Source organism: Acinetobacter sp. ANC_7654, assembly GCF_056779855.1.
Genome location: NZ_JBWYIR010000006.1, coordinates 69,113 through 81,176 on the forward strand (window position 1 = coordinate 69,113; position 12,064 = coordinate 81,176).

Consider the following 12,064-nt stretch of genomic DNA (forward strand, 5'->3'; position numbering starts at 1 on the left):
GATATATATTGAGCATCATTTTCATTCGTACTTATTAAGGTCTATCGACATATACATTGTAAATAAATAATGAGAAAGTAGAATTTAGTTACCAAACTAAATCTACTCATCCCTATTTCTCGTACAATTTTGTCTGATCAATACTAGTATAAATTCGAAACTTTCTTCTTTAATTTTCATATTAATCTCAAACAAAAGTTCCCAAGTTATTTAAACTATTCTTTCTAGAATTCTTATAGGCTTCCCATGGCGGGATTCACCCTTCACCTTCGGCAAACCAAACTCTATATTCAAAAAATGTTCTCGGTAGTCAGAAGATAATAATTGATTAAAAATATTTAAATTAGTTTCTTCTGATGCTTATTTAAAATGGGGATTTATTTAAGCTTGCCATATTAGATCTTATCAGCATGTTATCAAAATCAAAGATCAGGGTATTTCAAAAAAGTATCGGTTGAAATGATTCTAAAATTCATTTAGTAGTTTACTCTCATGGGAATCTAGTTCAGTATTTTGTTAGAGGATGGCACGCCGCATGTTGTCAAAAAAGTAGTATTGAATTCAATTCATAACCTAGACCTGAAAAAATAGAAACTCTATGTAATGATAAGGGCTATGACTCTAATTTTCTGAGAGAATAGATAGAAAAATAGCGGACATAAGCTGAAATTCCCAAGAATTCAATACACTTTCAGAAAATGATCATATTGATTGATATTTATATAATATCTAGCATTTAGTGAAAAATGCCTTTACTCGATTTAAGTACTGTAGATGAATTTTTAAACATCATTACAAACTAAGAAAGCTATGAAAGTTCTGTTACTTTCTCTTGCATCTGTATTAGGCTAGTATTATGAAATATCAACACAGCCTAGCCTAATCAAATATATCTACTGAGTTTTTTATTTATTCGTTCAGTATCGATTCAAATGCTTTTAAACGCTTACGAATAGAGAGCAGTTCAATAATTGTTTTCCATGAACCTACTAAATATTGGAATGACTCTCGAACACGATTAAACACACCTGTAATTTGTTGGATCAATCCCAGTGTCAACAAGCCTGCTGCAATCGCTGGTAACAACACAAATAACATATACAGATTATCCAGTTGTCCATACCAACGTGCAAACAAATTGAAATAGGCATAATGGAAATACAATTTAAAATAGTTAGCACGAATATTCTTAAAAAGTTGTTTTAAGGTTGCAGGTTGCGCACGATTTTCATGGTCTTCGCCGTATACCAACTCTTTACGATATGCCGCTTCCACTTTTTGATTATTAAATTCTAATCCTGGCAGTTTCATACCCACCACCATTAATAAGACAGTTCCAAATACCGCCCATCCAATCGCTGCCCATACTAAAGAATATTGCAACTCACCAATAAACGGTAAAACAGGCACTTTCGCAGACAATGCAAATAATAAAGGAAGAAAGGCAATTAACATCAGTACTGCACGGACTAACTCAACCCCTAAATCCTCAACGATCGTTGCAAAACGCATGGTGTCTTCCTGTACACGTTGCGAAGCACCTTCGATATGACGCAATTTCTCCCAATGCTGAACATAGTATTCGTTCATTGCTGTACGCCATCTAAAAATATAGTGACTGGTAAAGAAAGCGCTGATGACGCCTGATGTCACTGAAATACTGGCCAAGCTGATAAAGGTCCATGATTCCGCATAGAGTTTATCCACCTCACCACCACCAGAATTTAAAATCTGTTGAATAGAATCCCAAAATGGTACATACCATGCATTCACTGCAACGCTGACTTGTACCGTTAACCAAATATTAAATAGGATAAATGCAGATCCCCATACTGACCAACGCTGCCACGGATTGTCTGATTTTATTTTCCAAAACAGTGCAAATAAGGCGGTCGCCACCAAGAACCACAGATAGAACCACAAAAATTGTGGTGACCAAAAACGACTGATATTAATCGCAAGTTCAGCTTCTGCATAACCTTGAGGAAAACCTAAATATTCGCCCCATTGTTTTCCATCCGCAAAAAACCATAAAGCGAGATTAATAAAAAACCATAAGACGACAGAGAGAAAAAACCACTTTGGGTTCGGAAAAAATGACTTAAACATTCAGCGCTTATATCCCTAATTTTGTTTGAATGAATTTTCTGAATAGTAATCCTAATTCTGCTGAGTCGGTGCGTTTTTTAGAAATTTTTTGTTATATCTATTGCACGCTCAGCATTGTTGTAACATAAAAAAGCCCCGCAATGCAGGGCTTTTCATCGACTTTAATTAATCACGAGTTTTTACATCGTACAATTCAATTTCAAAGATTAGATTAGAATTGGCTGGGATAATATTCCCCATTTTACGATCACCATAAGCCAAATGTGCAGGCACAATCAGTTTACGCTTACCCCCAACTTTCATTCCAATAATACCTTGATCCCAACCTTTAATGACACGACCTGTACCAATCACAGTCTCAAAGTAATTACCACGGTCTAATGATGAATCAAACTTCGTACCATCTTCCAACCAACCAGTATAATGAGTGGTAATTAAAGCACCTTTTACAGCCTCTTTACCTTCACCTACCATCAAGTCAATAATTTCTAATTCAGCCGTCATGTGCTTACTCCAAATTTAATCTTTAAAATCTTAGTGGCTTACTGTAATTTAGTCCACTCAATCTCAGCTTGACCTTGATCTGAAATCAATGTCCACTCGCCATCCATCACATTTAATTGCAGTTGCATTGTACGTTCGCACAATGCTTGGATTTGTGCCGTTGTTTTTTCACTGAGTTGCCAGATTTTCACATTTTTCAATGTTTTCAATTTACTGTTGCGCTTATACCATTCATCCACTGATGATCCATAAGTGACCACCGCAACTTCCTTACAACGCGCACTCGCTTTTTTTACTTTATCTTCGTCTGGACTACCCACTTCAATCCATTTTTCTAACTGACCTGTTAAATCTTTCTGCCAAAGTGCCGGCTCATCAGTTTCAAATAAATCTTTAGTAAATTCTAAATGCTCATCTGCAAAACGAGCATATGCCAATACTCGAACCATCAAACGCTCAATCGTTTCCGACGGATGTAGAGCCATCGTTAACTGATAGTCGCCATATTGATGAACATCCATATTGGCTATGTTTAAATCTGCTTTATAAATCGTCGCTTTTAACGCCATAAGGGGTATCCTCAAATTTGGTGCTAAGCATACCCGATTCAGCGCACATTGAGAAAATGCATTTCAATTCATCTGCATTCTTAGTTGAATGATCTAACGTATTTATTGATCATCGATTCGTGCCTTAAGAATTGATTGCTCTAAATGCTCCCAATCTTGATTCTGCTGGGTTATCACTTCAATCCGATTATCAATATTCTCTTCACCTGATTTGTAATTGAATTGATCAGGATTAAAATTGAATGTCATCCAACCTTTGTTGGTATTGAAGATGCCTTTAATACGTACCCAGTGTTTTAGCTCACAAAGGATGTCTAATAATTCATAAAAATCAAACTGCCAACGTTTTGGAAGCTTCCATCCTGCCACAATATACCCTTGAGCCTGTTCGACGTAATGATATGGAAGTTGCTTTACAGCTGGCATTTCCTCATCAGCTTTGAACTGTCGCTGAACCTTGAATAAGGGTTGCATTGAACGCTGAATTCCCACATAAGGATAATCAATTTGTTCTAAGCGAATATTGCCTTGATCAGCTTCAAGCCAATGTGGAATATAAGCTAAATATTGTTGTTTTAAATCAGCCAATTCTTTTCGATCCATGTCATTCATGTCCGAAGCATGAGACACAACCACAACTTGAGCCGCTTTTAACTGATCTTGATATAAACTCTGCCTCATCCAATCAGAGTCATGTAAACGAGATCCATCAATCACGGTCACTACAGAACGCATGGCAACTAGATGTTGCCAATGTGGTTCAGTCAGTTGTTCAACCAACTGTGCAGGATGACCCAACCCTGTCGGCTCTATAAATAGCCGATCTGGGTGAGATTCTTGTAATAACCGAGACAATGCAATTTGCATTGGCAATTGACTTGTACAACACAGACATCCACCCAATAGCTCTTTGATTTCATAGCCATCATTATTTGGCAATAACTGTTGATCAACGCCAATTTGACCAAACTCATTCATCAATACAGCCCATCGCTCATTTTTAGGTTTAAATTTGAGAAGTTGTTGTAAAAGCGTGGTTTTCCCTGCACCTAAAAAACCTGTAATGATATGTGTAGGCACTGACTGAGTTGCAAGTACTTTCAAAATGGATCTCTGAATTTGAAGAGGTGTACGGATTCTTGTCGGAATTTATCTAAAAAACAAGTCTAGGATAATTTTCCTCATAATTTATATGAATGCATGAATTCAAAAGACTAAATGATTGGAATTAAATAGGATAAGTGAACTGTTGAATCAAAATTGAAAATATGTAAATCTATTTCACAGATCATTACTCTGAATTTAATTCAAAACTTCAATTTTGATTTTCTAATTTAACCTTTTCAAATGTAAAACTAAGTAAAAAAATTGCTGTTTTTTTCTTCACCATGACATATTTTTTGACAACTTTATGAGGCATATTGACTCTCATTGAGACAAAAAAACTACATTACACCTTGGTTTGTTAGTCGTGCGTTAACTATCGTGTTTCACTTTGTTGCATTGATTGCCCAATTGAGCTTCTGGACTTAGGATGAATTTCGTTGACTCGCTAACCGTATTAGATGCGATTCAGCTTTTAACATTTTACGCGATGATCTAGATTTAATTTCATATTCGCTTCTCTCCTCGGAAAGCTTATGAGATTAAATTCTAATTTATTTTATTGAATAAGGATGCCACTCATGAATTTAGTTAAAACTTTATTAGCAACTACACTTGCCTTCACAGCTTTCTCAACATTTGCTGCAACAGAAGCAAAAGATGAAAAAAAACAGGAAGTGTTGATTTCTTCTCAAGAACAACCAGTGAATGCTGAAACTACTGCTGCTGGTCAACCAACAGCTGCTCAACCGGGTACAGAGGTTGCAGCTGAAGAAGGTACTGAAGCTCCTATAGCTCAACCTGCTCAGTAATTAATCAAAAATAAATTGACTGAATTTTAGACCAAGTCTTCCCCCGATGGCTTGATCTGATTAAAAGTAGAGCTTTGCTACAGCTCTACTTTTTTATGCCTGTTTTTTTTTGAATAATTCTCTATAAATTACGATAAACACATATACATAATTATTATCAAACGATATAAATGAAAAATAAATCACATATTTTAACCAAAAAGCCAATTTAATTCTAAGCACGTGACATGAAAATGAAGAAATTTCTTGGGATAGCTATACTCAGCCTATGGCTGGTTGCATGTTCCAAACCTTTACCAGAGGATAAACTGGATTATGTAGGACATTGGATTAGCGCGGACAGTCGTGTTCAATTGAATATTACTGCTAATGGTCGTATAGAATATAGTAACAATCAGCTCAGTAAAAAAACCGCCGTTTCAGCTCCAATTAAACAGTTTTCAGATACTGGATTTGAAACAGGTTTAGGTCCTATCAACACGAAATTTATTGTCACTCGTCACCCCTACAAGGATGCACAAGGGAATTGGTACATGATTGTCGATGGACATACCCTCGCCAAGCTACAAAATCCATAAAAAAAGACTTCACCATGTGAAGTCTTTTTTCTTAAACCGATTTCTTATATATGCTGCAAGAAGGATGATGATTTTCATTCAAACGAGCAATTTTACGATGCTCAGCAGCTTCAAAACGACAGCGTTTCCAGTCATTATCTAGGTTTAGCGGTGGAATTTGTTTTGGTTTCCCATGTTCATCCACAGCGACCATTGTGAAATAACAACTATTGGTATGTCGTACCGTACGTTTTTGAATATTTTGTGCTTCAACGCGGATCCCAATTTCCATTGAGGTACGCCCCACATGATTCACACTGGCTAAAAAAGTCACCAACTCACCCACGTGGATTGGTTCTTTAAAGTTCACTTTATCAACAGATAAAGTTACCACATAAGAACCTGAATATCGACTTGCACACGCATAAGCAACTTGGTCAAGCAGCTTTAAAATTGTTCCACCATGTACATTACCTGAGAAATTCGCCATATCCGGCGTCATTAATACAGACATCGTTAATTCAGACTGATCATCTGCAAGCGGTAACGCTTGGTTAAATTCGGACATAAATATTAGAACTCAATCATGACAGGAGATTTAATACACTATTATAACTTTTTTCTTGATTATAAAATGTTTAAATCAGAAACAAACTCCAATAATTTCAAGACTTGATAGCTTAAAAGTATCAGAGGAAATCATTCACTCTCAGAAACTATGATAAATTTGCTTAAAATTTATTCATCTTTGACTAAACGAAGCATCTCAGCAGAAATATTATCGTATTTTAACTTTAACGATGCTTGATTCTTGACTTGGATTTCATAGGTTTCATCATAGTTAATTCGTATTATTTCGAATGTAATATCTGAATTTGACGCTAAATAAACAATTTGACCAACTTGAAAAACTGACACACTACACCTTAATTTATATTTCATCTTTTTAAGGGTTAGATAAAGTACTAACCCTCATTTTTATGACCCCAATATAACAATCATTCAATTTATAACAATGATTTTACTTATTTTTTATATATATTTTACGAGACAATTAAGATCTGATTCAATTTAGCAATTTAAACAAACAGCTCTTTTACTATCATCATGGGCAGGATACTGATGAGCATCATATTGTCCTATCGTCCGATGACGTATCTGATCTAATAAACTAACTTTGTTCAATGCTGCAGTCATACCTGCTTGAATCGTATTTTCACGACCCTTAACATCAAAGATATGTGCTTTTTCTCTTAGATCTGGCTGTATCACAATATCTGCATTTTTTAGCTCGTTATACGCGATCTTATTTTGCATAATATTTATATTTTGATTAAACATCCCCCACACATTCGAGGTTTCCGTGTGCTCTGGCTGGGCCAAAATATCAACAGCAATGACAATATCTGCCCCTAATTCTCTCGCCACATTGACTGGTACAGGACTCACTAAACCGCCATCAACATAATCCTTATCAGCAATTTTTACGGGAATAAACATACTTGGAATAGAGATAGAAGCTCTCACTGCTTGCCCAGTATTACCATAGTTAAATACTGTTAAATTTCCATTTTTTAACTCTGTTGCCACCACATACATTGGAATAGGAAGCTGTTCTAAGGGCATAAAGTCCACTTGTTTATTGACATAGTTCTCAACCTTAGCGCCATCAAAAAATCCTTGAATACCAATGTTAAAATCACGTACATCATTGACTTGCATATTTAATGCAACTTCACGTAACGATTTTGCTGATTTTCCACTGGCATATATTGACCCGACTATACTCCCTGCGCTGGTACCAACAATAAAATCAGGCTTGATTCCACGTTGCTCTAAAACTTCAATGACACCAATATGCGCATAGCCTCGCGCTCCCCCACTCCCAAGCACCAATGCAATACTTGGAGCATCAGTTTTCTTATGCTTATTTTTAATGATATGAGATGAAGCATCCACCAAAGGTGTAGACACAGATTTTGAAAGCTGAGCTTTGGCTACAACCTGTTGACAGGCTTGTAAGCCAATCAAAGGTAAGAGGGAAATCAGGAGTACAAACTTCTTCATTGCATCAGAAATTAAAAATCAAAACTGAATGAAAGCATATCATTGACAAGTCGTCTGTATGAATTTTTTATGACAAAAAGCCCCAGATGCGGGGCTTTTTGTACATGACATTTTATTAAGAAGATTTTATGTTAAGCAAAGAATTTTAAAATCATCTGAATTACAGTTGCATTAATTAAGTCAACAAAAAATGCGCCACATAAAGGTACAATGAGGAATGCTTTATGTGAAGGACCATACATATTTGTAATCGCCTGCATGTTTGCAACAGCTGTTGGTGTTGCTCCCATACCGAAACCACAGTGACCTGCTGCAAGAACTGCTGCATCGTAGTTTTTACCCATCACACGGAAAGTGATAAATGCTGCGTACAAAGCCATAGTTAAGGTTTGAGCTGTTAAGATTACAACCAATGGGCCTGCAAGATCAGCCAATTGCCACAACTTAAGTGAAAGAAGTGCCATTGCTAGGTATAACGATAAAGAGGCATTACCAAATACATCAATTGCACGATCGAAGATTTCCACTTTCATGAGACCTTCGAGGATGTTACGCAGGATAACACCACCACCTAATGCCCAAACGAAAGTTGGAAGCTCAAACCAAGTGCCTTTACTATAACCTGTCATAAATTCAGCAAATGCCAAACACGCAGCAAATAACCCTAATGTGGTAATCGCATTGTCCGCAGTGATTAAACGAACTTGATTACGGTTTTCAAAAGGCACAAACTCGCCTTGATCATTCGGATTTGCAATTGCATTCGCATCACGTGTGTCTTTTTCAACCGAATTCGTCACTGGTGATGAAAGCTGGTGCTTATTAATCAATAATTTCGCTAATGGACCACCAATCAAACCACCAATAATCAAACCAAATGTCGCACTTGCCATACCCAGTGCTAAAGCACCTTGAATACCATGCTCGACTTCTAAAATCTCACCCCATGCACCAGCAGTACCATGACCACCCGTTAAGGTAATAGAACCTGCAATTAAACCTATAAGTGGATCAATACCAAGTAACGTTGCAAGGCTCATACCGACAAAGTTTTGTACGATAATAAATGATGCGACACAGATCAGGAAGATCACCAGTCCCATACCACCTTCTTTGAGTTTGGCGAAGTTTGCACTCAAACCAATCGAGGCAAAAAACACCAACATGAAACTGGTTTGCAATTCACTACTCGTGGTAATGCTGTAACCCCACAAATTGTGAACAATTAACGAAACTATGGCAGCAACCAAACCACCAGCTACAGGCTCTGGGATATTGTATTTTTTTAAGAAGTCGATTTTGTTGACAAGAAAACGGCCAAGCAATAAAACTATTACTGCAGCAATTAACGTGTAAAAAGCGTTAAAAGTAAATTCCATCATTAATTCTCAGCAAATACAGATGACTGTTAATTCATATTATGCTTGTTTTTTAATCAATAAGATTTATTTCGAATCTCACATCCAAAAATAAACATATCCTTATTCAATATTGATTATCTAAAAGAATAGATAAAATTTTTAATTGAGTAACAATATATTAATTCCTCGATTTCATTGGATTCAATCTTGTTAATAAAAAACATACACTTTTCAAAATAAATCAGTTGCTCAAAACGCACTCTATTCTTAGACATACGTTTGGCTAGATACAATTGATTTATGGCTCAAACAAACACTTAAATATGTTTTAGTGAACTTAAAATGATTAAGAAATTCCTGATGATCAGGACTGCTCACTGTTTAAGCCGAACATTATGCACTTTTTTTTATAATTCGCATTACTTTTGTTTATTCAATCAGCAAAATTCAGACATTCTTTAGTCTGAACTGATGAATGACAAGTGAATAAAAAAACCGAGACTATGCTCGGTTTTTTATAACTCATGCTTAGAAGCTGTATTTCGCCATTAAGCCTACACGGTCATCATTATAGCTTTGACCTGCGAAAGTTTCACGCTTACCATTGATATATTCAACACCTAAATCAACAGGTTTCACAGGTGTATAGATAAAGTTAATCCATGCTTGTTGAACAGTTTCATTTGCACTTGTGTTCGCTTTAGCATATCCCGTGCTGTCATCAGCATAGTGTGCGCCATAAGCCAGTGTTGAGCGTAACTGAGGTGAGAACTTATATGTAGCACCAAGTTGGGTTGCAATAAACTCATTTTGTTCAATATTGTTATTTGCATCGACAACATAAGCACTATTTGAGCCATATAAATAGTTGCTGTTTCCTTTTACATAAGACACGTCAGCAGATACTTTGAGTGGTTCGCTAATTTGGTAATTTGTACCGATCGCTACACCAAAACCAGTCTTATCATCATCAGCGGTATCAGATTTATAATTTTCGATTAAGGCACGAGCTGAAGCATTACCTTTACCCTCTGCATAAGCTTGCGTGACTTTTGCAGTTAAAGTTGGAAGGCGGTATTTAATACCATCTCCAGTAGAATTACCCTCTTCAGCTGAAATAAATAATTGAGTTGTTGGTGCTAATTTGTGAGACCAACGCACTTGCGGTAAACGGTTTGTTCCGCCACCAATGTTGGTACCAAAATCGATCATTTCTGGAGCATGATTTGACAAGAAGTTTGAAGTAGTTTGACCGAATAACCAATTATTCAGTGTTAAATATGCATGACGAATACGTAGTGCTTCATTTGAGCCTGCAAAGTCCACTTCTACTTTACCACCAACATCAGCCCCTTCTACTTTAGATTTGAAATCTAAACCAAGACGTGTTGTTTTAGCCGTTGCACGTAATTTATCTTCAACTAACGGATTATTACTCGTTCCAACGCTGTTTACAGCATTAAAGTCATTATCAGCACCTTCAATGATATAGTTCGCATCCCCACGTACAAAACCATACAGATTCACTTCAGCACCCGCTTTAGTTTTCAAATTTGTAGGCGCTGCTGCTACTGGTTGAGCTTTAACTTCAGCCAATTGCACTTGTTGCTGTTGTTGTACTTGATGTTGCTGTTGAATTAAAGCTTTTAATGCTTCAACTTCTTGGCGTAATTTTTGAATTTCATCTTTTTCAGTCGCTGCTTGTGCAGTAGAAACTGCAAAAGTTGCAACTGCGATTGCTAAGCTTTTCTTTAAAAATGTTTGATGTTTTGATTGACTCATTAAAAATCTCCAATTATTTCATCTTGCATCCGTGCATATATGCTTGGTCAACCTGCTGAATCCCAATCACAACGTTTGATTAATTCAAAATAATCAACGATGCACTAAACTGCTTTTTTTAAAATTTGATGAATTGATTAAAATAAATACGTAACATAATGTGTATTCGTTGTAACTTAATCTAGCAACTTATGTTTCATAATTAAATGTTTTTTATTGTCAAAACCAATTTTCTCAATCACAATTTCTGATGATGAATTGAAAAAAGTTTATATCTGTATAATTTATAAAATCTTTATTTAAAAGCATATTCAAAATTATACCTTAGTCGTAGAGACATCATGGATCATCCATAATTATTCAAATAGGAGTTGCAATGTCCACAGAACATACTCAAGCCGTTGATGAAGTGATCACTGGCCGCCAATCTATACGTGCCTTTTTAGATCACCCCGTAGACACAAAACTTATCCAAGAAATCTTAGAAGTCGCATCAAGAGCACCTTCTGGCACAAATACTCAACCCTGGAAAGTCTATGTGGTGACAGGCGCACGTCGTCAACGGTTAATTGATCAAGTTTGTCATGCACAAATGCAACTTTATCAAAACCCTGAACTTACTCAACAATACACAGAGACTTTTGCTTATTATCCAGAAACATGGATTTCCCCGTATATCGATCGTCGTCGTGAAAATGGTTGGGGACTTTATGGATTGCTGGGCATTCAAAAAGGTGAAAAGGATAAGATGGCTGCACAACATCTCAGAAACTATCAATTGTTTGATGCACCTGTTGGCATTTTCTTTACCGTGGATAAAGCCATGGGCATTGGGTCTAAAATGGATATTTCCATGATGATTCAAAATGTTATGCTTGCAGCAAAAGCACGTGGTTTAGATACATGCCCTCAAGCGGCATGGAATCATTTTCATCAAATCGTCACTGATGTTCTGGATGCTCCTGCCAACGAAGAACTCGTTTGTGGGATGGCTTTAGGCTATGCCGACCCAGATGCGCTTGTGAATACTTTCAGAACACCTCGAGTTCCAGTTGAAGAGTTTGCTGTTTTCTTGGAAGACTGATTTTTTTAAGGATCAAAACGCTCATTCAGTTAGGGTGGTTTTATAAAGACAAACAGTTAATTTCAAGCATATAATCCCTATTTAAATTAGATGAATATTCAACTTATATTCATCT

At 36.3% G+C, this 12,064-nt stretch carries 12 protein-coding genes and 1 pseudogene; 4 read left to right on the forward strand and 9 right to left on the reverse strand.

Annotated features, from left to right (window positions below):
* Nucleotides 1-114: 114 nt before the first annotated feature.
* A pseudogene (locus AC1M86_RS08245) lies at nucleotides 115-860 on the forward strand (transposase family protein).
* A gap of 49 nt (nucleotides 861-909) precedes the next feature.
* Here the strand turns inward: AC1M86_RS08245 and sbmA are convergent.
* The 4 genes from sbmA to AC1M86_RS08265 all read right to left on the reverse strand — a co-directional run bounded on the left by sbmA (nucleotide 910) and on the right by AC1M86_RS08265 (nucleotide 4,286).
* On the reverse strand, nucleotides 910-2,109 hold the full coding sequence (sbmA, locus tag AC1M86_RS08250; RefSeq protein ID WP_481607724.1) for a peptide antibiotic transporter SbmA: 1,200 nt from the start codon (nucleotides 2,107-2,109) through the stop codon (nucleotides 910-912).
* 165 nt (nucleotides 2,110-2,274) lie between these two features.
* On the reverse strand, nucleotides 2,275-2,613 hold the full coding sequence (locus AC1M86_RS08255) for an FKBP-type peptidyl-prolyl cis-trans isomerase (RefSeq protein ID WP_481607725.1): 339 nt from the start codon (nucleotides 2,611-2,613) through the stop codon (nucleotides 2,275-2,277).
* Nucleotides 2,614-2,651: 38 nt separating this feature from the next.
* Nucleotides 2,652-3,182, reverse strand: a complete 531-nt coding sequence (locus AC1M86_RS08260) for a YaeQ family protein (RefSeq protein WP_481607726.1) — start codon at nucleotides 3,180-3,182, stop codon at nucleotides 2,652-2,654.
* Between the two features lie 102 nt (nucleotides 3,183-3,284).
* On the reverse strand, nucleotides 3,285-4,286 hold the full coding sequence (locus AC1M86_RS08265; protein WP_481607727.1) for a CobW family GTP-binding protein: 1,002 nt from the start codon (nucleotides 4,284-4,286) through the stop codon (nucleotides 3,285-3,287).
* A gap of 581 nt (nucleotides 4,287-4,867) precedes the next feature.
* Here AC1M86_RS08265 and AC1M86_RS08270 point away from each other — a divergent pair.
* Together AC1M86_RS08270 and AC1M86_RS08275 are read left to right on the forward strand one after the other, a co-directional pair.
* Nucleotides 4,868-5,098 carry a hypothetical protein gene (locus AC1M86_RS08270; protein WP_481607728.1) on the forward strand — a complete coding sequence of 77 codons (231 nt, stop codon included), beginning with the start codon at nucleotides 4,868-4,870 and terminating at the stop codon, nucleotides 5,096-5,098.
* A 227-nt stretch (nucleotides 5,099-5,325) separates the two neighbouring features.
* A complete protein-coding gene (locus tag AC1M86_RS08275) occupies nucleotides 5,326-5,676 on the forward strand; it encodes a hypothetical protein (protein WP_228143104.1) in 351 nt (116 codons plus the stop codon).
* 31 nt (nucleotides 5,677-5,707) lie between these two features.
* On the opposite strand, the gene AC1M86_RS08280 is transcribed toward AC1M86_RS08275, so the two are convergent.
* The 5 genes from AC1M86_RS08280 to AC1M86_RS08300 all read right to left on the reverse strand — a co-directional run bounded on the left by AC1M86_RS08280 (nucleotide 5,708) and on the right by AC1M86_RS08300 (nucleotide 10,865).
* The gene (locus tag AC1M86_RS08280) at nucleotides 5,708-6,223 is read right to left on the reverse strand and encodes an acyl-CoA thioesterase (RefSeq protein WP_035268353.1); all 516 of its coding nucleotides are present in this window, start codon (nucleotides 6,221-6,223) and stop codon (nucleotides 5,708-5,710) included.
* A gap of 170 nt (nucleotides 6,224-6,393) precedes the next feature.
* The gene (locus AC1M86_RS08285) at nucleotides 6,394-6,573 is read right to left on the reverse strand and encodes a hypothetical protein (RefSeq protein WP_035268348.1); all 180 of its coding nucleotides are present in this window, start codon (nucleotides 6,571-6,573) and stop codon (nucleotides 6,394-6,396) included.
* A 153-nt stretch (nucleotides 6,574-6,726) separates the two neighbouring features.
* Nucleotides 6,727-7,722: a patatin-like phospholipase family protein gene (locus AC1M86_RS08290; protein WP_481596312.1), complete on the reverse strand. Its 996-nt coding sequence runs from the start codon at nucleotides 7,720-7,722 to the stop codon at nucleotides 6,727-6,729.
* 131 nt (nucleotides 7,723-7,853) lie between these two features.
* The gene (gltS, locus tag AC1M86_RS08295) at nucleotides 7,854-9,101 is read right to left on the reverse strand and encodes a sodium/glutamate symporter (RefSeq protein ID WP_481596313.1); all 1,248 of its coding nucleotides are present in this window, start codon (nucleotides 9,099-9,101) and stop codon (nucleotides 7,854-7,856) included.
* Between the two features lie 510 nt (nucleotides 9,102-9,611).
* Nucleotides 9,612-10,865, reverse strand: coding sequence for a DcaP family trimeric outer membrane transporter (locus tag AC1M86_RS08300; RefSeq protein WP_481607729.1), 1,254 nt, complete (start codon nucleotides 10,863-10,865; stop codon nucleotides 9,612-9,614).
* 376 nt (nucleotides 10,866-11,241) lie between these two features.
* Here AC1M86_RS08300 and AC1M86_RS08305 point away from each other — a divergent pair, with 376 nt between their 5' ends.
* Nucleotides 11,242-11,949 (forward strand): nitroreductase, encoded by a 708-nt coding sequence (locus AC1M86_RS08305; RefSeq protein WP_481607730.1) that lies wholly within the window; start codon nucleotides 11,242-11,244, stop codon nucleotides 11,947-11,949.
* The last annotated feature ends 115 nt before the right edge of the window (nucleotides 11,950-12,064 follow it).

Bases quoted from the DNA above. Each gene is read 5' to 3' on its own strand.
- sbmA (WP_481607724.1), bottom strand. From the start codon at position 2,109: ATGTTTAAGTCATTTTTTCCGAACCCAAAGTGGTTTTTTCTCTCTGTC.
- AC1M86_RS08255 (WP_481607725.1), bottom strand. From the start codon at position 2,613: ATGACGGCTGAATTAGAAATTATTGACTTGATGGTAGGTGAAGGTAAA.
- AC1M86_RS08260 (WP_481607726.1), bottom strand. From the start codon at position 3,182: ATGGCGTTAAAAGCGACGATTTATAAAGCAGATTTAAACATAGCCAAT.
- AC1M86_RS08270 (WP_481607728.1), top strand. From the start codon at position 4,868: ATGAATTTAGTTAAAACTTTATTAGCAACTACACTTGCCTTCACAGCT.
- AC1M86_RS08275 (WP_228143104.1), top strand. From the start codon at position 5,326: ATGAAAATGAAGAAATTTCTTGGGATAGCTATACTCAGCCTATGGCTG.
- AC1M86_RS08280 (WP_035268353.1), bottom strand. From the start codon at position 6,223: ATGTCCGAATTTAACCAAGCGTTACCGCTTGCAGATGATCAGTCTGAA.
- AC1M86_RS08290 (WP_481596312.1), bottom strand. From the start codon at position 7,722: ATGAAGAAGTTTGTACTCCTGATTTCCCTCTTACCTTTGATTGGCTTA.
- gltS (WP_481596313.1), bottom strand. From the start codon at position 9,101: ATGGAATTTACTTTTAACGCTTTTTACACGTTAATTGCTGCAGTAATA.
- AC1M86_RS08300 (WP_481607729.1), bottom strand. From the start codon at position 10,865: ATGAGTCAATCAAAACATCAAACATTTTTAAAGAAAAGCTTAGCAATC.
- AC1M86_RS08305 (WP_481607730.1), top strand. From the start codon at position 11,242: ATGTCCACAGAACATACTCAAGCCGTTGATGAAGTGATCACTGGCCGC.